21 protein-coding genes are annotated in these 18,742 nt (G+C 59.1%); 14 read left to right on the top strand and 7 right to left on the bottom strand.

Going from position 1 to position 18,742, the window contains the following annotated elements; translation table 11 throughout:
- Positions 1–63: 63 nt before the first annotated feature.
- On the bottom strand, positions 64–1,620 hold the full coding sequence (locus C8N31_RS08700) for a bifunctional metallophosphatase/5'-nucleotidase (protein WP_025049786.1): 1,557 nt from the start codon (positions 1,618–1,620) through the stop codon (positions 64–66).
- 158 nt (positions 1,621–1,778) lie between these two features.
- On the opposite strand from C8N31_RS08700, the gene C8N31_RS08695 reads away from it, so the two are divergent.
- Genes C8N31_RS08695 through arsC form a run of 4 tightly spaced genes read left to right on the top strand, consistent with a single transcriptional unit; the run spans position 1,779 to position 3,938 of the window.
- Positions 1,779–2,129, top strand: a complete 351-nt coding sequence (locus tag C8N31_RS08695; RefSeq protein ID WP_025049785.1) for a DUF952 domain-containing protein — start codon at positions 1,779–1,781, stop codon at positions 2,127–2,129.
- A complete protein-coding gene (locus C8N31_RS08690; protein WP_025049784.1) occupies positions 2,126–2,557 on the top strand; it encodes a DUF1330 domain-containing protein in 432 nt (143 codons plus the stop codon). The genes C8N31_RS08695 and C8N31_RS08690 overlap by 4 nt, the downstream gene beginning before the upstream one ends.
- The gene (locus C8N31_RS08685; protein WP_025049783.1) at positions 2,554–3,597 is read left to right on the top strand and encodes a quinone-dependent dihydroorotate dehydrogenase; all 1,044 of its coding nucleotides are present in this window, start codon (positions 2,554–2,556) and stop codon (positions 3,595–3,597) included. Before C8N31_RS08690 ends, C8N31_RS08685 begins: the two co-directional genes overlap by 4 nt.
- Positions 3,594–3,938 carry an arsenate reductase (glutaredoxin) gene (arsC, locus tag C8N31_RS08680; RefSeq protein ID WP_025049782.1) on the top strand — a complete coding sequence of 115 codons (345 nt, stop codon included), beginning with the start codon at positions 3,594–3,596 and terminating at the stop codon, positions 3,936–3,938. Before C8N31_RS08685 ends, arsC begins: the two co-directional genes overlap by 4 nt.
- A 123-nt stretch (positions 3,939–4,061) precedes the next feature.
- Here arsC and C8N31_RS08675 read toward each other — a convergent pair whose 3' ends face one another.
- Genes C8N31_RS08675 through C8N31_RS08665 form a run of 3 tightly spaced genes read right to left on the bottom strand, consistent with a single transcriptional unit; the run spans position 4,062 to position 6,345 of the window.
- Positions 4,062–5,414 (bottom strand): MATE family efflux transporter, encoded by a 1,353-nt coding sequence (locus C8N31_RS08675; protein ID WP_025049781.1) that lies wholly within the window; start codon positions 5,412–5,414, stop codon positions 4,062–4,064.
- The gene (locus tag C8N31_RS08670) at positions 5,414–5,926 is read right to left on the bottom strand and encodes a PaaI family thioesterase (RefSeq protein ID WP_025049780.1); all 513 of its coding nucleotides are present in this window, start codon (positions 5,924–5,926) and stop codon (positions 5,414–5,416) included. Before C8N31_RS08670 ends, C8N31_RS08675 begins: the two co-directional genes overlap by 1 nt.
- Entirely contained in the window at positions 5,923–6,345 is a 423-nt protein-coding gene (locus C8N31_RS08665; RefSeq protein ID WP_025049779.1) for a PaaI family thioesterase, read from the bottom strand. The genes C8N31_RS08670 and C8N31_RS08665 overlap by 4 nt, the downstream gene beginning before the upstream one ends.
- Positions 6,346–6,464: 119 nt before the next feature.
- Here C8N31_RS08665 and C8N31_RS08660 point away from each other — a divergent pair, with 119 nt between their 5' ends.
- Complete coding sequence (locus C8N31_RS08660) at positions 6,465–6,839, top strand: MerR family transcriptional regulator (RefSeq protein WP_025049778.1); 375 nt, start codon at positions 6,465–6,467, stop codon at positions 6,837–6,839.
- A gap of 25 nt (positions 6,840–6,864) precedes the next feature.
- On the opposite strand, the gene C8N31_RS08655 is transcribed toward C8N31_RS08660, so the two are convergent.
- Together C8N31_RS08655 and C8N31_RS08650 are read right to left on the bottom strand one after the other, a co-directional pair.
- Positions 6,865–7,083 carry a hypothetical protein gene (locus C8N31_RS08655; RefSeq protein ID WP_025049777.1) on the bottom strand — a complete coding sequence of 73 codons (219 nt, stop codon included), beginning with the start codon at positions 7,081–7,083 and terminating at the stop codon, positions 6,865–6,867.
- An 80-nt stretch (positions 7,084–7,163) separates the two neighbouring features.
- Positions 7,164–7,922 (bottom strand): helix-turn-helix transcriptional regulator, encoded by a 759-nt coding sequence (locus C8N31_RS08650; protein WP_025049776.1) that lies wholly within the window; start codon positions 7,920–7,922, stop codon positions 7,164–7,166.
- Positions 7,923–8,198: 276 nt separating this feature from the next.
- Here C8N31_RS08650 and C8N31_RS08645 point away from each other — a divergent pair, with 276 nt between their 5' ends.
- The 9 genes from C8N31_RS08645 (at position 8,199) to C8N31_RS08605 (ending at position 17,837) form a co-directional block, all read left to right on the top strand.
- Complete coding sequence (locus C8N31_RS08645; protein WP_025049775.1) at positions 8,199–8,600, top strand: MerR family transcriptional regulator; 402 nt, start codon at positions 8,199–8,201, stop codon at positions 8,598–8,600.
- Between the two features lie 54 nt (positions 8,601–8,654).
- Positions 8,655–10,436: an acyl-CoA dehydrogenase C-terminal domain-containing protein gene (locus C8N31_RS08640; RefSeq protein WP_025049774.1), complete on the top strand. Its 1,782-nt coding sequence runs from the start codon at positions 8,655–8,657 to the stop codon at positions 10,434–10,436.
- Positions 10,437–10,540: 104 nt separating this feature from the next.
- A complete protein-coding gene (locus tag C8N31_RS08635; protein WP_146173117.1) occupies positions 10,541–10,741 on the top strand; it encodes a hypothetical protein in 201 nt (66 codons plus the stop codon).
- The gene (locus C8N31_RS08630; protein WP_025047825.1) at positions 10,741–10,953 is read left to right on the top strand and encodes a hypothetical protein; all 213 of its coding nucleotides are present in this window, start codon (positions 10,741–10,743) and stop codon (positions 10,951–10,953) included. The genes C8N31_RS08635 and C8N31_RS08630 overlap by 1 nt, the downstream gene beginning before the upstream one ends.
- A gap of 34 nt (positions 10,954–10,987) precedes the next feature.
- Complete coding sequence (locus C8N31_RS08625) at positions 10,988–12,136, top strand: acyl-CoA dehydrogenase family protein (protein WP_025047826.1); 1,149 nt, start codon at positions 10,988–10,990, stop codon at positions 12,134–12,136.
- Between the two features lie 206 nt (positions 12,137–12,342).
- Positions 12,343–12,981, top strand: coding sequence for a glutathione S-transferase family protein (locus C8N31_RS08620; RefSeq protein ID WP_025047827.1), 639 nt, complete (start codon positions 12,343–12,345; stop codon positions 12,979–12,981).
- An 11-nt stretch (positions 12,982–12,992) separates the two neighbouring features.
- Complete coding sequence (locus C8N31_RS08615) at positions 12,993–14,204, top strand: acetyl-CoA C-acetyltransferase (RefSeq protein WP_025047828.1); 1,212 nt, start codon at positions 12,993–12,995, stop codon at positions 14,202–14,204.
- Positions 14,205–14,225: 21 nt separating this feature from the next.
- Entirely contained in the window at positions 14,226–16,430 is a 2,205-nt protein-coding gene (locus C8N31_RS08610; protein ID WP_025047829.1) for a 3-hydroxyacyl-CoA dehydrogenase NAD-binding domain-containing protein, read from the top strand.
- Between the two features lie 141 nt (positions 16,431–16,571).
- Complete coding sequence (locus tag C8N31_RS08605; protein WP_025047830.1) at positions 16,572–17,837, top strand: cytosine deaminase; 1,266 nt, start codon at positions 16,572–16,574, stop codon at positions 17,835–17,837.
- Here the strand turns inward: C8N31_RS08605 and C8N31_RS08600 are convergent.
- Positions 17,827–18,741 (bottom strand): DMT family transporter, encoded by a 915-nt coding sequence (locus tag C8N31_RS08600; protein WP_025047831.1) that lies wholly within the window; start codon positions 18,739–18,741, stop codon positions 17,827–17,829. The two genes, C8N31_RS08605 and C8N31_RS08600, sit on opposite strands and share 11 nt — an antisense overlap.
- Between the last annotated feature and the right edge of the window lies 1 nt (position 18,742).

The following is an 18,742-nucleotide window of genomic DNA, read 5'->3' as shown; positions in this document are numbered from 1 at the left end:
AGATAAAAAAAGGGCGCGTCCCAATGGAACGCGCCCCTCTTTATACAAACGTAACGTCTGCGGTTATTTCACAGTGATACGGCCATCCGTGTAGGGCTTGTAGGGCGCATTGGCGGCAAGATATTCCGCCGTCACATCCGCCAGATCCGGCCCGAAGTCATAGGCGTTATCCGCGCTTTTGAACATCTTGTAACCGTCGCCGCCGTTGCGGACATAGTTGTTGGACACCACGCCATAGACCTTGCCCATGTCAATCGGCGCACCGCCAACCATCACGTCGCTGATGCGGCTGCCGGCTTCTGCTTTGCCGTCAAAGGCATAGGTCATGCCCGCGACCTGCGGGAAACGGCCTGCGCCCTCTTCCACCTGGCTCACACCGTTTTCGAGGGCCTCAACCAAGGTGGTACCGGTGACCTGGAATGTGGACAAAGTGTTCTGGAACGGCAGCACGGTCAGCACCTCGCCCATGGTCACTTCGCCCGCTTCGATGGAGGCACGAATGCCGCCGCCGTTCTGGATCGCCACGTCGATGCCTTGGTCTTTGACCCGCGCCAGCATCGCATCGGCAATCAGGTTGCCCATGGTGCATTCCATCGCACGGCAGACCGCACGGTCGCCGCCGATGGCCTCGTTGGTTTGCGCGACAACTTTGTTGCGGATTTCTTCGAGCGGGCCTGCGGCCTCTGCGATACGGTCCACGGTGCCTTTGTCTTCGGTCACGGCGGCATCCATGATCAGCGGCTCGCCTGTGGCTTCGGTGATGTTGCCCGCGTCATCAAAGGTGACATTCAACTCACCCAGGAACTTGCCATAGGCATAGGCCTGCACAATCGCGGTGTTGCCAACCATCGTCGGGTAAGGCCCCTGCGCACGCTCGTTGGTGTTGGACAGCAGAGTGTTGGAATGCCCGCCCACGATCACGTCTACACCGGTGGTGCCTGCCGCAACCTCTTGATCAACGCCATAGCCGGAGTGGCTCAGCACGATGATCTTGTTCACGCCTTCAGCGGTCAGTTTGTCCACCTCGCCCTGCACCGCCTGCACCGGATCAGTGAAAACAATATTGTCGCCGGGGCTGGCCAATTCATGGGTGTCGTGCGGGGTCAGACCGATCAGGCCAAGCTTTTCGCCGCCGCGTTCGATCACGGTGGATTTCGCCAGCTTGTCGGCCAGCAATGGCTCACCCGAGACATCGGCGTTGGACATCAATACAGGGAATTCCACTGCATCCATAAATCCGCGCAGAACTTCTGGACCATCGTCAAACTCGTGGTTGCCCACTGTCATCGCGTCATAGCCCATCTGGTTCATCATCTCGGCCGCCAGAGAGCCTTTGTAATAGGTGTAGAACAACGTGCCCTGGAACTGGTCGCCGCCGTCCACAAGGATCGAATTGTTGGTCCGACCACGGGCCGCCGTGATCGCGGTTTGCAAACGGCCAGAGCCGCCAAAGCATTTGCCTTCGCCGTTGTCTTCGGCGGAACAGGGGCCGTCATATTTGCTGATCGGCTCGAACCGGGCGTGAAAATCATTGGTGTGCAAAATCGTCAATTTGTAATCGGCTGCGGCCATGGTGCCGGTCAGTGCCAGCGCCGCTGTGGCAGTCAGGAATCGTTTCATCGGTTTTCCCCTATTGGTTTTGTTATGCCTGCATGGTGGCGCGAGGGCGGTGCGCTGTCAAAGATGTTATGCACGTCAAGCGGGATACCCCTGCGTCAAAGCCGCAAGATCGCCGCGATTCACTTGACCCCATGCGCCCCCCAAGGCATCAGGATGTTATGCTGATTTTCAAGATATTCCGGTCCGATGAATGGGCCGCGCTGCGCCGCGATGGAGAGACCACAGGCGCACCCATTGATGTGGCGGACGGCTATGTCCATTTCTCAACCGCAACGCAGGCCGCTGAAACTGCGGCCAAACATTTTGCCGGGGCCGAGGATCTGCAGCTGATTGCTGTGGATGTCGAAGCGGCAGGCGATGCCTTGCAATGGGAGGTGTCGCGCGGTGATGCGCTGTTCCCGCATTTGTATCGTAATATGACCATGGCCGACGTCGTCTGGGCGCAGCCCTTGCCACTGGTGGATGGTGTGCATCAATTTCCTGCCGGACTGGAAGAGGCGAGCGAATGACCGTGTATATCGATCCTGATCGCGCCCAGTTTGACGCGTTCAAGGGGCTGGACCGCGAAACACCCATCGAGATGGTCAATCTGGTCGCCCTGAATGATCTGGCCAATTATCCCGGCGATCATGAACTGGCCCGCGATGGCCTGACCGGGGCGCAGGCCTATGGCAACTATGGCAAGCAAAGCGCGCCTGTGCTGGCCAAGGTCGGCGGCAGTATCCTGTGGCGGGGCAAGTTCGAGACCACGTTGATCGGGCCGTCCGATGAGATCTGGGATCTGATGTTTATCGCCCGCTATCCGAATGCCCATGCCTTTCTCGCCATGATCTCTGATCCTGACTACCAAAAGGCAGTGGTCCACAGGCAAGCGGCTGTAAAAACCTCGCGGCTGATCCGCGCTGGCGCCTTGCCAGTAACGGATGAATTTGCATGACCGCGCTACTGGAACGGCTCGGCCTTGCTGGCCTGCACAAGATCGACCCAGAGGCCGCACATGGGCTGGCGATCCGCGCCTTGCAGATGGGGCTGACCCCGACGCCCGGTCCGGTCACATCACCCCGATTGAAGACCACGCTTGCCGGTTTGGATCTGCCAAATCCGGTTGGATTGGCCGCCGGATTTGACAAGAATGCCACCGCAATTGCGCCGCTGTCCCGCGCCGGGTTTGGGTTTATCGAAGTCGGCGCCGCAACGCCGCTACCACAGCCGGGCAACCCCAAACCGCGCCTGTTTCGTCTGACCGAAGACCGCGCCGCGATCAACCGCTTTGGCTTTAACAACGAGGGCATGGAGGCGATCACCGCCCGTCTGGCACGGCGCGGCGCGGGCGTTCCGGTGGGGCTGAACCTTGGCGCGAACAAAACCAGCACCGACCGCGCCGCTGATTTTGCCAAGGTCATGACCGTTGCACGAGATCATGTGGATTTTGCCACGGTCAATGTCTCCTCTCCCAATACAGAAAAGCTGCGCGATTTGCAGGGCAAGGCGGCTTTGGCGGCCCTGCTCGACGGGGTTATGGACGTGCGCGGCGCAACGCCAGTGTTCTTGAAAATCGCACCAGATCTGACGCCGGACGAGATTGAGGATGTGGCTGATGTGGCCAATTCCGCCGGTGTTGCCGCGATTATCGCCACCAACACCACATTGGGCCGGGGCGGACTAAAAAGTTCGCACAAGGGCGAAGCGGGCGGTTTGTCAGGCGCACCACTGTTTGACAAGTCCACTCGCGTTCTGGCGCGGCTTTCTACAATGACGGACATTCCACTTGTGGGCGTGGGCGGTATCGCCACCGCTGAGCACGCCTATGCCAAAATCCGCGCTGGCGCCTCTGCGGTGCAACTTTACACCGCGCTGGTTTACGGCGGGCTTTCAATGGTGTCCGATATCGCAACGGGTCTTGATGGCCTGTTGGCCCGCGACGGGTTTGCCACTGTGGCCGATGCGGTCGGCACGAACAAGGAAGACTGGCTATGATCACCATTTGGCACAATCCGCGCTGCTCAAAATCGCGGCAAACCCTGGCCCTGATCGAAGAAGCGGGTGTGGAGGTCACGGTGCGCAAATACCTCGACGATGCCCCAACAGCGGCGGAAATCGAAGCCGTCCATGCGGCGCTTGGCACGCCGCCGCTGATCGAGATGATGCGCAGTGGGGACAAGGTGTTTAAGGATCTGGGCCTTGGAAAGGACAGCTCCGATTCCGAACTGCTCAGCGCCATGGCAACGCAGCCTGCGTTGATCGAACGTCCGATTGTGATCAAGGGGGATCAGGCGGTCATTGGCCGGCCGCCAGCGAACGTCAGAGCGCTGCTCTAGAACCGGAGTTTTCAAAAACTCCGAACCGATTTCTTCGAAGAAATCGAAATGGACGTGCGACGCCCGATCCGCGCTACACCGGAAATTCCAAAATTTCCGGCCCGTTTTCTTGAAAGAAAACGACTAAACCGCCGCTTCCAGTTTCGGATACCGCCAGGCCAAAGTTGCGGTCCGCGCCACGAAAGAGATCAAGATCGACACCCATAGCCCGTGATTGCCCAACCACGGCACCAAGATCAACGCCGCCGCTGCATAGATCACAAAAGACACCAGCATCATGTCACGCATATCGCGCGACCGCGTCGCCCCGATAAAGATCCCATCGAGCATAAACGCCCCACAGCCCAGCACCGGCATCAAGACCACATAGGGCAGGAATTCCCGCGCAGCGATGCGCACCTCTGGCGCGGTGGTCATCAGGTCAATCAACCACGGACCCGCGATCCAAAAGCCGACCATCAGCAATGAACATATGAAAAACGCCCAGCCCGAGGTCAGCAATGCACCGCGCCGCAACACACCGCGCCGCCCTGCGCCAAAGGCTTGGCCCACAATCGCTTCGGCGGAAAATGCAAACCCGTCAAGGGCATAGGAGGTAATCATCAAGAACTGCATGAGCACCTGATTGGCCGCCAATGTGACATCACCAAACCCGGCCCCAACAAACAGAAACGCCACGAACATCGCCTGAAGCAGCAGCGACCGCAGCAGAATATCCACATTCAGCTGCATCATCCTGACCCATCTGGCGCGGGCAAAGATCTGAGCCCGGTCGCGCCAAGCGCCACTTTGAAACACTTCGCGGCAGAACCACAAACCCAGCGCGGCACCGCTCCATTCGGCGATAAAGGTCGCAAAGGCCACGCCGCTCACGCCCCATCCGAGCCCAAGTACGAACCACAGATCCAGCAGGATATTCAGCCCGTTCATCCACAGTTGCAGCATCAGCACCGCACGGGTGCGTTCCTGCGCAATCAGCCACCCAGTGATCGCATAGAGCGAGATCGCCGCCGGGGCAGACCAGATGCGCACCGCCATATAGTCTTGTGCGAGCGTTTCGACCTCTGCCGATCCCGGCGCAACCTGAAACGCGCCCCAGAACAGCGGCATCTGCACGGCCACCAAGACCGCGCCTGCCCCCGCACCGATCATCAAACCACGACTTAGCAGCGCGGCCACCTCGGCCTGATCGCCCTGCCCTGCAGCCTGCGCGGTCAGGCCAACCGTGCCCATGCGCAAAAAGCCAAAGACCCAATAGAGTGCCGACAGGATGATTGCGCCCAGCCCGACCGCGCCAATGGGCGCTGCCAGCCCCATCTGGCCCACAACGCCGGTATCCACCGCACCAAGGATCGGCACCGTGGCATTCGATACAACAATCGGAATCGCAATATGCAGCACCCTGCGGTGCGTCACCGCCTCTTTCGGGCCAATGTCCCGCGTGCTGAGATCGGCATCTTGCAACGGGTCTGACATTACCCCTGCCGTGTGGGCAGAACAAAATGGCCCGTGGCCTGCGCAAAGAGCTTGCTGCGGTTGTCTTGCCATGCCTCGACATGCACCGAGGCATAGCGCCGGCCAGACCGGTTGATCCGCGCCCGTGCATAGGCATCACGTGGCAGTCCGGTACGCAGATAATCCACGGTAAAATCGACCGTTTTGGGCAGGCGCGGCAGGTGGGAATGATCCAGATTGTTCACATCCAACGCGCCGCTTTCCATATCTTCCCAGATCAATCCCCAGCTGAGGGTGATAATCGCGGTCACCTCCAGAAAGGCCGCCGTGGCCCCGCCGTGCAAGGCAGGCAAAATCGGATTGCCGATCAGGGATTGGTCAAACGGCATCACCGCCGTCAGCTCATCCCCGCGGCGTTCAAACTCGATGCCCAAAAACTGGATATAGGGCACCCCTTCAACCATGGTGCGCAACACGGCATCACGTCGCTTTTTGACAACTTGGACAGGCTCTGGCGGGCGGCGCTTGTTCATTTGTGTCCCTCCACAGTGAAGGTACCGGTCGCAATGGCGACCGGGTTTTCGATGTCATCATCTGACGCCGCGGCGCGGACAAATGCGACCGATCGGGTGACATGATAGCACGTCGCGCGGGTGGTGATTTTCTGGCCCGGCGTCGCCGCCCGCAGATATTCAATCCGCAGATCAAGCGTTGCGGTGCCGGCAGGATTGCTGGGGTGGCTCATCACCGCCGCGCCGCAGCTGGTGTCCATCAGCGCGGAAACTGCGCCACCATGCACGACCCCTGTTTTGGGATCGCCGATCAGTTTTTCCGAATAGGGCATCGAAATCACGGCCGTGCCGTTGTCCAGCTCATCCAGATGCATGCCCAGCGCCACGGAATGCGGCAGGGCCTGAATGAACTGGCGTGCCATCTTGATCTTGTCTGACATGGAAGATTGGTCCTCGCCTGCGGTTTGGCTCTTTATCATCGTGTGGCCAACAAAGGGCAAGCCCGCTGCTTGCGCTTGGCTTGGCATGATCATAGCTTGGGCGAGAGGAGAGACCGAACATGGCAGAAGACCGCCTGACCTTCAAAGAAATGTGCGCCAAATTTGATGTCACACCGCGGACACTGCGGTATTATGAGTACATCGAATTGCTGGAACCGGACCGCGAGGGACGGGCACGATTTTATGGACCCCGCGAAAGCGCCCGCATGAAATTGATCATGCGGGGGCGCAAGTTCGGCTTTTCACTCGAAGACATCCGCCAATGGTTGCTCATCTACGAACACGAAGGCAACGAGGCCCAGATGCGCGCTTGGGTCGAGATGGCAGACGGCCAACTGCTTGAGTTGGCAGATCAGCGAGTGCAGTTGGACGAGGCAATCGACGAGTTGCAGAAACTGCGTGATGAAACGGCAAAAACCATCGGGCTGGACTGACCAAACCGGACGTCAAAAGGTTGAACTAGTTCACCTTGCTTGCGCGTTTGGCCATTAGCCCATCAACGACACGCTGCAAATCAGCAGCAATGGCAATCAGGTCAGAAATGGTCTCACCGCGTGCGGTTTCTGCCAGATCATAGGTCGCCCGTTCAATCAGCATCACGGCCTCTTGCAACTCTTCTGCGGGCAACGCACGGGCCTTGCAAAGCGTGGTCTCGGTCATTTCTACCTCAAAAGCCATTCTGGCTCACTTCTCTTTGAAAAATGTATTTCAGCGCTAGCTAGTTGCTGCCCAAGGGCCGGTCATGTCACGCAATTGCGTTACACCACCTGCTTGCGGCGCAATTGCAACAAGCCCGATCCCAGCCCGCGCACGGCAGCAGTGGTGCGGTCGTTGACGCCCAGTTTGTCAAACATCCGGCGGGTCATGGTATCCACCGTGTGCCGCGAAATACCCAGGATCTCGGCGATCACCGAATTGCTTTTGCCCCGCGCAATCCAACGCAGCACTTCCAGTTCTCGCGGAGACAAATCCACCTTGGCGCGATCTTGTTCGCCCGAGATGGCGCAATAGCGCAGATGGGCCATCTGGGCCGCGCATTGCAGTTCAAAAATTGCCTCTGCGGTCAATCTTGGTGTGCCTGCGCCAAATCCCAGACACACCAGCGCATTGCGGGCGTTCGGCCCGTAGACCTGCATCGCCAACCCATCACCAAGATCCGACGCAGCACGCAGTGCCATATAGCGTTGTTGTCCATCGCTCAGATTGGCCAGATCATTGATATCCGACCAATAGAAAGGCCGGCCGATTTTCGCTGCTAGTTCGGGCATCGGATCAAGATAGCTCAGCTTGCCCTCGATATACTGGCAGACCCATTCCTCTGGGTAGCCGCTTTGCAGAATGCCCGAATTGCCAACCATGCCGATCTCGCCATTCTCGACTTCGGTGTCGGAATGATAACTGACCATCGCGATCCCCCGGCTTTCGAAAAAACGTACGGAAAGCCGCCACAAATCAGCCAGGTGATTTGCAGCCTCACAGTCTGTCACGAAGTCTTTCAGCGGCGGAACGTCCGTCATGGTCTCCTCCGTTCGACCCATAAACTAGCACAAATTCAGAAATTGTCAGCCTGACGGATGCAAAAGGGGATTCGGTCAGGCAGCGCCTGATACCGCTCCACCCCCTAAAAAGGCCACCACAAGAATGCGTGAACACAGAGATTTCCGGCGAAAACCTGCGCAGCGCCCAAAGTGACGTGACGTCCATCTTACGTCAACGTCAAGCAGTGTTGTAAGAACGACCTCGAACGCCCAAATGCGCATCAGAACGTAGCTTTTCTTATGAAGGAAACGACTATGAATACTGAAACACTCACGATCCGTCAGATGTGCGATGCATTTGACGTGACCCCACGCACTCTGCGCTTTTATGAAGCCAAAGAACTGTTGTTTCCGGTCCGCGAAGGCCAGAAACGCCTATTCACCAAACGCGACCGCGCGCGCCTCAAACTGATCCTGCGCGGCAAACGCTTTGGCTTTAGCCTTGAGGAAATCCGCCAGCTGCTCGACCTTTATCACATGGGCGACCAGCAGCAGACACAGATCGCGCGTACCTATGAGATTGCCCGCGACCGTCTGGCCGACATGATCTCGCAACGCGATGAGCTGAACGAGGCCATCGACGATCTCAAAGATCAGATCAAATGGGGCGAAAAAATCGTCGCCTCCATGAACCAAAATCGCAAGGCGGCGGAGTGATCCGCCCCTGCACACATAATATCAGCTGACCAATCGAGCTTTAGGGAGACACTCATGCCCAGCTACACCGCCCCGACAAAAGACCTGCAATTTGTCCTGCACGACGTTCTGAACATCACCGGGTCCACCATCCCCGGCTATGATGAGCTGGAGGCCGATTTCACCTCCGCCATCCTCGAAGAGGCTGGCAAACTCACCTCCGAAGTTCTCGCACCGCTGAACGTGGTGGGTGATCAAGAGGGCTGCCGCCTTGAGAACGGTGTGGTCTATACGCCCAAGGGTTTCAAAGAAGCCTTTGAACAGGTCAAAGAAGGCGGCTGGCCCGGTCTGGACATGCCCGAACAATACGGCGGGCAGAACATGCCTTACGTTGTGGGCACCGCCGTGGGCGAGATGTTCTCGGCCTCCAACCAGGCCTTCACCATGTATCAGGGTCTGACCCACGGTGCGGCCTCTGCAATTCTGGCGCACGGCACCGATCAGCAGAAAGACACCTATCTGCCCAACATGGTCTCCTGCGAATGGACTGGCACCATGAACCTGACGGAGCCGCATTGCGGTACCGATCTGGGCATGATGCGCACCAAAGCCGCACCGCAGGCGGACGGGTCTTACAAGATCACGGGTCAAAAGATTTTCATCTCGTCCGGCGAGCATGACATGGCCGACAACATCATCCATCTGGTGCTGGCCAAGATCGAAGGCGGCCCAGAAGGCATCAAAGGTGTGTCCCTCTTCATCGTGCCCAAGTTCATGGTCAACGAAGATGGCTCTCTGGGTGAACGCAATGGCGTCACGGTTGGCTCCATCGAAGAAAAGATGGGCATCCACGGCAACTCCACCTGCGTGATGAACTATGACGGCGCCACAGGTTACCTGCTGGGCGACGAACACAAAGGCATGCGCGCCATGTTCACCATGATGAACGAAGCGCGTCTGGGTGTTGGCATGCAAGGCCTCGCCGCCGCAGAAGTGGCCTACCAGAACGCCGCCGAATACGCCAAGGACCGCCTTCAGGGCCGCGCGGTGACCGGCGCAGAACACCCGGACAAACCGGCCGATCCATTGATCGTGCATCCGGACATCCGACGCTCGCTGATGGACCAGAAAAGCTTTGCCGAGGGCGCACGCGCCTTCATCCTGTGGGGCGCAACCATGATCGACGCCGCCCACCGCGCCGGCGACAAGGATGCCGATGGTCTGGTGTCCCTGCTCACGCCGGTGATCAAAGGGTTCCTGACCGATCAAGGCTACGACATGACCGTGAAAGCTCAGCAAATCTATGGCGGCCACGGCTACATCGAAGAATGGGGCATGTCCCAGTTCACCCGCGATGCCCGGATTGCGATGATCTATGAAGGTGCGAACGGCGTTCAGGCACTGGATCTGGTGGGGCGCAAGCTGGCCCAAGACGGCGGCAAACACGTGATGGCCTTCTTTGATCTGGTGAAAAACTTCATCAAGGAAAACGGCGGTCAGGATGAGGCGTTTGGCAAAGACTTCCTTGATCCGCTCAAGGCGGCCAGCAAAGATCTGCAAAGCGCGGGTATGTATTTCATGCAGAACGGCATGAAAAACCCCAATCATGCGCTGGCAGGCTCCAACGACTTTATGCACATGTTCGGCCACGTCTGCCTTGGCCTGATGTGGGCCCGCATGGGTCTGGCCGCTAAAACCGCGCTTGCCGGCGGGGCCAGTGACGCCGCGTTCTATGAGACAAAGCTCGCGACAGGCCGGTATTACATGGCACGGCAACTGCCGGCCACGGCGCTGCACCTGACACGGATCCAATCGGGTGCCGATACGGTGATGGCGCTGGACGCGGCAAACTTCTAAGGGTGTGGCGGGGTAAACCCCGCCCTGCCCCACCGACCATCACGCATGGCGATGATCAAATGGCAAACCGCCATCATCGCCTGCAAAACCAACAGGATGAAACCATGAGAGGCTTTATTATCTTCTGTCTCGTCATTGGCACTCTCGTCGCTGCGGGTTGGTCGGCGCTCAGCTTCCTGTCTTATGGATTGCGGGCGGGCACTATGGCTGATGACCTTGCCACTGGCAGGATCATGGCAGGGGCGGCAGGGGCGCAGTTGATTGTGCTGACCATTGTCGCCTCGCTCAAGAAAAAGGATCCGTAATGCCAAAACGCTTTCGCCTGACCCGCCGCTTTCCCGTCGCCATGACCGAGGAAGGCTACCGCAGGCTCAAGAAATTCAGCGCTGAGGCAGGTCTGGACGAAGGCGAAGCGCTGTCGTTTCTGTTCGAGAACTTCAACAGCGTCATGAACGAAGAAAACCTGACTGCGCGTCTGCGCCTGTTCAATTCCGAATTGGACGACCGCAAACGCTGAACCACACCACCTTGGGAGGGGTGCAATGACCCAGATGACCGCCACCACATCCACATGGATGACCGACGAACACCGCATGCTTGCGGAGATGACGGCGCAGTTCATCACCACCGAATGGTCCCCCCATTTCGAGAAATGGCGCAAGCAGGGCCAGATGGACCGCAACACATGGGGCCAGGCCGGAGAGCTGGGCCTGCTGTGCCCCTCCGTTCCTGAAGAATACGGCGGCGCGGGCGGCGACTTTGGCCATGAAGCGGCCATCCTGATCGAAGGCTCCCGCGCCAATCTGGCATCTTGGGGCAATGGCATCCATTCGGGCATCGTAGCGCATTACATCCTCGCCTACGGCACCGAAGAGCAGAAAAAACGCTGGCTGCCCAAGATGGCTACAGGCGAAATGGTCGGTGCGCTGGCAATGACCGAACCCTCCACCGGATCGGACGTGCAGCGGATCAAGACCAAGGCGCTGCGCGACGGCAACGCTTACCGGCTGTCAGGCCAAAAGACATTTATCACCAACGGCCAACACGCCAACCTGATCATCGTCGCTGCCAAAACCGACCCTTCGGAAGGCTCCAAAGGGGTGTCGCTGGTGGTGCTGGAAACCGATGGGGCAGACGGGTTCCAACGCGGCCGCAACCTCGACAAAATCGGGCTGCACGCCGCAGACACGTCCGAGTTGTTCTTTGACAACGTGGAAATCCCGCCTGAAAACATCCTCGGCCAACAGGAGGGCCAAGGGTTTTACCAAATGATGCAACAGCTGCCGCAAGAACGGCTGATCATCGGCTGCGGCGCGGTCGGCGCCATGGAAGGCGCGGTCGAACGGACCATTGCCTATTGCAAAGAACGCGAAGCCTTTGGCGGCCCGTTGACCCAATTCCAGAACACCCGCTTTCAGCTGGCGGAATGCAAAACCAAAACCATGGTTGCCAGAGCTTTCCTCGACGAATGCATCGCCGATCACTTGCGCGGCGAGCTGACGGTCGAAAAGGCCGCGATGCAGAAATACTGGCTGACCGACACTCAAGGCGAAGTTCTCGATGCCTGCCTGCAATTGCACGGCGGCTATGGCTTTATGCAAGAATATGCAGTGGGCGAGATGTGGGCCGATGCCCGCGTCCAGCGCATCTACGGCGGCACCAACGAGATTATGAAAGAATTGATCGCGCGCGGGCTCTAACCACCCGCCGCGCCAGACGAGAGGACTGATTGAGTTTTTCTAGCCAAATGAAGACAGGCCCGTGCACCCCTCACCGCTGTACACCCCGCCCCCCTTCATTTGGCCAAAAAACCTCCACGGGGGTCTGGGGGTGTGAAACCCCCAGTGCAACATTTGAGTCTGGCGGTGGCACATCCGCTGGGCACGACATTCAGGAAGGATCAAAAATGACCATCAAACTCCACTGCTTTGGCGAATCCGGCAATGCCTACAAGGCGGCACTGGCGCTGCAATTGTCCGGTTTGGACTGGGAACCGGTGAAGGTCGATTTCTTCGGCGGCGAAACCCGCACCCCCGAATACCGCGCCTCGGTGAACGCCATGGGCGAAGCGCCGGTGATGATCGACGGCGATCTGCGCCTGACCCAATCGGGCGTTATTCAGGACTACGTGTCCGAAAAATCCGGCAAATTCGGCGGCAAAGACAACGCCGAGCGGCGCGAGATCCTGCGCTGGGTGCTCTGGGACAATCACAAGCTCAGCTCCATGGCCGGGGTCACCCGTTTCTTGATGAATTTCCTGCCCGCAGACAAACGTCCCGCCGAGGTGATCGCCTTCAATCAAGGCCGCCTCAAGGGCGCTTACACCGTGCTCAACGACCATCTTGAGGGTCGTGACTGGATTGTCGGCGATGGTGTGACCAACGCCGATCTCAGCTGCTGCGGCTATCTGTATTACCCCGAGGCCTTCGGTTTTGACCGCAAGGATTGGCCCAACATCGACGCGTGGCTCACGCGTTTGTCCAACGAACCGGGCTGGAAAGCCCCTTACGATTTGATGCCCGGCAGCCCCGCTGACCGCGCCTGAAGGAGAGAGACATGACCGAAGCTTATATCTATGACGCATTGCGCACCCCGCGCGGCAAGGGCCGCAAGGACGGATCCCTGCACGAGGTGACCGCCGCACGCCTGTCATCGCTGACCCTGAACGCTGTGAAAGACCGCAACAACCTCGAAGGCCACGCCGTTGAGGATGTGATCTGGGGCAATGTCACGCAGGTGATGGAACAGGGCGGCTGTCTGGCCCGCACCGCAGTTTTGGGCTCTGATCTGGATGAGCGCATTCCGGGTCTGGCGATCAACCGGTTCTGCGCGTCTGGCATGGAAGCGGTCAACCTCGCGGCAAACCAGGTCAAAGGCGGGGCCGGCATGGCCTATATCGCGGGCGGCGTGGAAATGATGGGCCGCGTGGCCATGGGCAGCGACGGCGCCGCCATTGCCGTCGATCCAAGCCTTGCCATTGACCAGTACTTTGTGCCGCAGGGCATTTCGGCAGATATCATCGCCACTGAATATGGCTTTTCGCGTGATGACGCGGATCAGCTGGCCATCGCATCGCAGCAGCGCGCGAAAAAGGCATGGGACGAGGGCCGCTTTGCCAATTCGGTGATCAAGGTCAAGGACCAGAACGGCCTGACCATTCTTGATCACGACGAATACATGCGCCCGCAGACAGACATGCAGTCACTGGGCAGTCTGAACCCCGCGTTTCAGGCCATGGGCGAAGTGATGCCGGGCTTTGATAAAGTCGCGATGCTGAAGTACCCGCATCTGGAAAAGATCAACCACATCCACCACGCCGGGAACTCTTCGGGGATCGTAGATGGCGCGGCAGCCGTGCTGATCGGCAACAAGGAATTTGGTGAGAAATACGGCCTCAAACCCCGTGCCCGCATCCGTGCCACCACCAAGATCGGCACCGACCCCACCATCATGCTGACCGGCCCTGTGCCTGCCACCAAAAAGATCCTTGCCGACAATGGCATGAACATCTCTGACATTGACCTGTTTGAGGTCAACGAGGCGTTTGCTTCTGTTGTGATGCTGTTCATGGATGCCTTTGGTGTGGACCACGACAAGGTCAACGTGAACGGCGGTTCCATCGCCATGGGTCACCCATTGGGCGCGACCGGCGCGATGATCATCGGCACCTTGCTGGATGAACTTGAGCGCGCGGACAAAGAGGTGGGCCTTGCCACCCTTTGCATCGCATCCGGCATGGGCGCCGCGACCATCATTGAGCGCGTGTAAGCGCGGATCAGGAGACAAGATATGACCGATTTTACAATTACCACCGACAGCGAAGGCGTTGCTGTCATCACATGGGATGTCGCGGACAAGACCATGAACGTGATGTCCATCGACGGGCTGACAGAACTGGACGCGCTGATTGACCAGGCGCTGGGTGACGACGCTGTCAAAGGCATCATCATCACCTCTGGCAAGGAAGGGTCTTTTGCAGGGGGGATGGACCTCAATCTGCTGGCCAAGATGAAGGCAGACGCGGGCGATGATCCGGCCAAGGGCCTGTTTGAAGGCACCATGCGGATGCACCATCTGCTGCGCAAAATCGAACGCGCGGGCATGGATCCCAAGACCCTCAAGGGCGGCAAACCGATTGCCGCCGCCCTGCCCGGCACCGCCGCTGGCATCGGGCTGGAGTTGCCATTGGCCACGCACCGGATTTTCTGCGCGGACAACCCCAAGGCACGGATCGGCTTGCCCGAAATCCTCGTCGGGATTTTCCCCGGCGCGGGCGGCACAACCCGTCTGGTGCGCAAACTGGGCGCGATGACCGCCTCTTCCTTCTTGCTCGAAGGCAAGATGGTCGCCCCGGCCGCCGCCGCCAAGGCCGGTCTGATCGACGAAGTGGCCGATGATCCAATGGCCGCTGCCCGCGAATGGGTGCTGAATGCCAAGGATGCCGATCTGGTCAAACCATGGGATGCCAAGGGCTACAAAATGCCCGGCGGTGCCCCTTACCACCCTGCCGGCTTTATGACTTTTGTTGGCGCCAGCGCCATGGTCAACGGCAAGACCAAAGGTGCCTTCCCTGCCGCCAAGGCCTTGCTTTCTGCTGTATACGAAGGCGCTTTGGTGCCTTTCGACACCGCGCTCAAAATTGAGGCGCGTTGGTTCACCAATGTTCTGATGAACCCCTCGTCCTCTGCGATGATCCGGTCTTTGTTCCTGAACAAGGAAGCCTTGGAAAAAGGCGCGGTGCGCCCCGAAGGCATCGCCGATCAGCGCGTGAAAAAGCTGGGTGTGCTGGGTGCAGGCATGATGGGCGCGGGCATCGCTCTGGTCTCTGCTCAGGCCGGTATCGAGGTCGTGCTGATCGACCGTGATCAAGCCGCCGCCGACAAGGGCAAAGCCTATTCAGAGGCCTTTATGGACAAGGGCATTGCCCGCAAAAAGGCCACTGCCGAAAAGAAAGAGGCCTTGCTGAGCCTGATCACGGCAACGCCTGATCTGGACGCACTGAAAGGTTGCGATCTGATCATCGAAGCGGTGTTCGAAGACCCCAAGGTCAAGGCCGAGATGACCCAAAAGGTAGAGGCCGTGATCCCCGAGGATTGCATCTTTGCCTCCAACACCTCGACCCTACCGATCACTGATCTGGCCAAGGCGTCATCGCGTCAGGACCAATTCATCGGCATCCACTTCTTCTCCCCAGTGGAGCGGATGTTGCTGGTGGAAATCATCAAAGGCGCGAACACCGGCGACCGTGCGGTGGCCAAGGCGCTGGATTATGTGCGCCAGATCCGCAAGACCCCGATCGTGGTCAATGACGCGCGGTTCTTCTACGCCAACCGCTGCATCATTCCTTACGGCAATGAAGCCACGCGGATGGTTACCGAAGGTGTTGCACCCGTGCTGATCGACAACGCGGCACAGATGCTGGGTTTCCCTGTGGGACCGATCCAGCTGGGCGACGAGACCTCGATTGATCTGGCGACCAAGATCATGCGGGCGACCAAAGCGGCGATGGGCAACGAATACCCGGCCTCCGAAGCGGATGATCTGATCGTCTGGATGGAAGATCTGGGCCGTCTGGGCCGCAAGGCCAACGCGGGCTATTTCGAGTATGACGAAAAGGGCAAGCGCATCGGGTACTGGAAAGGCATCCATGACAAATACCCATTGGCCGAGGAACAGCCCGATCTGCAAGAAGTGCAGGATCGTTTGATGTTTGTTCAAGCGCTCGAAGCGGTACGTGCCCTCGAAGAAGGCGTGTTGATGGACATCCGCGAAGGCGACGTTGGCGCGATCCTTGGGTGGGGTTTTGCCCCGGCCACAGGCGGCCCGCTGAGCTGGCTCGATATGATCGGAACGCCCTATGCAGCGGAACGCTGTGATCAACTTGAGGCCAAGTTTGGCCCGCGTTTCAAATGCCCCGATCTGCTGCGTGAAATGGCTGAGAAGAACCAGTCGTTCTATGGCCGCTTTGGTCCGAAGGCTGCGGAAGCCGCGTAAGGCTGTCACAGGTTAGCTAAAGTCAGAAACGGGGCGCTGCGGCGCCCCGTTTTGCGTTTGTCCCGCGTGCAGGCGCTTGACAGCAGGGCGCATCACCGCAAAGTCACGCAGCTCCCATGCAAGCAAAAGGCGACTGCGCTGATGGATTTTAAAGTTCTGCCAAAAGGGCCGTTCACCCTGAAGAACCTCGCTGTTCCGGCGTGCTACCTCGGCGAAAACGGTGATCTGCGCGTCATAGAGATCGGCGTAGAGGACGGTCGGTTTTGTAAGCCGCATCCACAGGCCGAAACGATTGATATGCGCGGCGCGATGGCTTTTGCCCCGTTCATCGACATGCACACCCATCTCGACAAGGGGCATATCTGGCCGCGTGCCGCCAATCCGGACGGCAGTTTTGACGGGGCCATTGCCGCCGTTCAACCGGATCGGCAGGCCCACTGGTCTGCGCAGGATCTGCGCCGCCGCATGGATTTTGCGCTGCGCTGTGCCTATGCCCACGGCACTGGGGCCATCCGCACCCATCTCGACAGCGCCGCCCCCCAGGACGCCATCAGTTGGCCAGTGTTTCGCGAAATGCGCGAGGATTGGTCGGACCGGATCACGCTTCAGGCAGTTTGCCTTGTCGGTCTGGGCGAAGCCGTTTCAGACCCGGCCTTTGCCCAAACCGCAGATATCGTGGCCCAAAGCGGCGGTGTTTTGGGATGTGCCACCTACCCCATCCCGGATCCGCGCGTTGCGGTGCGCGATTTCCTGAGCATTGCACAGTCTCGCGGCTTGGCTGTGGATATGCACGTCGATGAAACCGCTGATCCCTCTTCCAACTACCTGCGGCTGATTGCGGAAACCGTTTTGGAGATGGATTTTGACGCGCCAGTGTCAGTCGGCCATTGCTGCTCGCTTGCCATGCAGGACGAGGCCGAAGCCATGCAAACCATTGATTTGGTGGCCAAAGCAGGCCTCAACGTCGTGAGCCTTCCAATGTGCAACATGTATTTGCAAGACCGAAGGGCGGGCTGTACGCCGCGTTGGCGGGGCATCACATTGGTGCATGAAATGGTGCAGCGTGGCATCAATGTCAGCTTTGCCTCCGACAACACCCGCGACCCGTTTTATGCCTATGGCGATCTGGACATGATCGAGGTCATGCGAGAGGCCACGCGGATCGCGCAACTGGATCATTCCAGTTATGAGTGGGCCCGTGCGTTTGGCCCCAACCCGGCGCAGGCTTGCGGGTTTGAATCGCCCGGATTTATCCATGGTCAAGCCGCCAATCTGGTGATCTGCCGTGCCCGCAATTGGACCGAATTGTTGGCCCGCCCACAATCTGACCGGATCGTGCTGCGCAGCGGCAGGCAGATTGACCGGACCCTGCCCGATTTTGCGGAACTTGACCCGATCATGCTTTGACTGCGGGCCTGATCTGTGGCTGACGTCTGGCAGACAACACAAGATAGACCGCGCCCGAGATAATCCCGAGCGCCAGCATTTGGCTGGCCGACAAGGTTTCGCCCAACAGCCCCACGCCGATCAGGCTGCCGCCCACAGGCACTGCAAAATTGATTTGCGACATGCGCGTTGCCCCAAGGCGCGGCACCAGATGGAAATAGATCAAATTGGCCGCTGCCGTTGAAAACAGTCCCAGATAGACGACCGCGCCAATGGACTGCGCCGACAGAACGATCCTTCGCGCCCCTTCCCCCGCCGTCAGTGCGATCAGGCAGACGGCAAGCGCCCCAATCAACATGGACCCCGCCGCCATTTCCAGCGCGGGCCGTTTAACGAAGGCTTTGACATAGACTGTTGAGGCCGCATAACACAGCGTTGCCCCGACAATCGCCAGTTGCCCGCTGAGGTTTGCCCCCAGACCGCTCAGGGCGGCAGGGCCCACCAATGTCACCACCCCCGCCAGTGCCAGCCCGAGGCCAAGTAACACCCGCGGCGTCAGCCGTTCATCCGCAAATGACAGGGACGCCAGCACCACAGTGGCCACAGGCGCCACCCCCATCAGGATCGAGGCCAGCGCACTATCCACCGTTTGCTCGCCGTAGGTGATCAACAAAAACGGCAGGGTGCTGCCCAGCATCCCGGTGATCAGATAGGCCAGCCAATCGCCCGGTTTCCGCGAAAGCCTCTGCCCGCGCAGCAACAGGACCAATCCGATCACCGCAGCGCCAATCACCATACGCCCCGCCACCAACGTCACCGGATCGAGAGTTTCAACGCCCAGTTTGATCACACCATAGGACGAGCTCCACATTGCGGCGAGGGCGAGCCAAAGCGCGATATCCGAAGGGCTTGCTTTTGGTGACATG

The organism is Sulfitobacter mediterraneus, assembly GCF_003054325.1.
Lineage (GTDB): Bacteria > Pseudomonadota > Alphaproteobacteria > Rhodobacterales > Rhodobacteraceae > Sulfitobacter > Sulfitobacter mediterraneus.
This window is presented reverse-complemented; position numbering and strand designations above follow the sequence as displayed.

Bases quoted from the DNA above. Each gene is read 5' to 3' on its own strand.
- C8N31_RS08700 (WP_025049786.1), bottom strand. From the start codon at position 1,620: ATGAAACGATTCCTGACTGCCACAGCGGCGCTGGCACTGACCGGCACC.
- C8N31_RS08695 (WP_025049785.1), top strand. From the start codon at position 1,779: ATGCTGATTTTCAAGATATTCCGGTCCGATGAATGGGCCGCGCTGCGC.
- C8N31_RS08690 (WP_025049784.1), top strand. From the start codon at position 2,126: ATGACCGTGTATATCGATCCTGATCGCGCCCAGTTTGACGCGTTCAAG.
- C8N31_RS08685 (WP_025049783.1), top strand. From the start codon at position 2,554: ATGACCGCGCTACTGGAACGGCTCGGCCTTGCTGGCCTGCACAAGATC.
- arsC (WP_025049782.1), top strand. From the start codon at position 3,594: ATGATCACCATTTGGCACAATCCGCGCTGCTCAAAATCGCGGCAAACC.
- C8N31_RS08675 (WP_025049781.1), bottom strand. From the start codon at position 5,414: ATGTCAGACCCGTTGCAAGATGCCGATCTCAGCACGCGGGACATTGGC.
- C8N31_RS08670 (WP_025049780.1), bottom strand. From the start codon at position 5,926: ATGAACAAGCGCCGCCCGCCAGAGCCTGTCCAAGTTGTCAAAAAGCGA.
- C8N31_RS08665 (WP_025049779.1), bottom strand. From the start codon at position 6,345: ATGTCAGACAAGATCAAGATGGCACGCCAGTTCATTCAGGCCCTGCCG.
- C8N31_RS08660 (WP_025049778.1), top strand. From the start codon at position 6,465: ATGGCAGAAGACCGCCTGACCTTCAAAGAAATGTGCGCCAAATTTGAT.
- C8N31_RS08655 (WP_025049777.1), bottom strand. From the start codon at position 7,083: ATGGCTTTTGAGGTAGAAATGACCGAGACCACGCTTTGCAAGGCCCGT.
- C8N31_RS08650 (WP_025049776.1), bottom strand. From the start codon at position 7,922: ATGACGGACGTTCCGCCGCTGAAAGACTTCGTGACAGACTGTGAGGCT.
- C8N31_RS08645 (WP_025049775.1), top strand. From the start codon at position 8,199: ATGAATACTGAAACACTCACGATCCGTCAGATGTGCGATGCATTTGAC.
- C8N31_RS08640 (WP_025049774.1), top strand. From the start codon at position 8,655: ATGCCCAGCTACACCGCCCCGACAAAAGACCTGCAATTTGTCCTGCAC.
- C8N31_RS08635 (WP_146173117.1), top strand. From the start codon at position 10,541: ATGAGAGGCTTTATTATCTTCTGTCTCGTCATTGGCACTCTCGTCGCT.
- C8N31_RS08630 (WP_025047825.1), top strand. From the start codon at position 10,741: ATGCCAAAACGCTTTCGCCTGACCCGCCGCTTTCCCGTCGCCATGACC.
- C8N31_RS08625 (WP_025047826.1), top strand. From the start codon at position 10,988: ATGACCGCCACCACATCCACATGGATGACCGACGAACACCGCATGCTT.
- C8N31_RS08620 (WP_025047827.1), top strand. From the start codon at position 12,343: ATGACCATCAAACTCCACTGCTTTGGCGAATCCGGCAATGCCTACAAG.
- C8N31_RS08615 (WP_025047828.1), top strand. From the start codon at position 12,993: ATGACCGAAGCTTATATCTATGACGCATTGCGCACCCCGCGCGGCAAG.
- C8N31_RS08610 (WP_025047829.1), top strand. From the start codon at position 14,226: ATGACCGATTTTACAATTACCACCGACAGCGAAGGCGTTGCTGTCATC.
- C8N31_RS08605 (WP_025047830.1), top strand. From the start codon at position 16,572: ATGGATTTTAAAGTTCTGCCAAAAGGGCCGTTCACCCTGAAGAACCTC.
- C8N31_RS08600 (WP_025047831.1), bottom strand. From the start codon at position 18,741: ATGTCACCAAAAGCAAGCCCTTCGGATATCGCGCTTTGGCTCGCCCTC.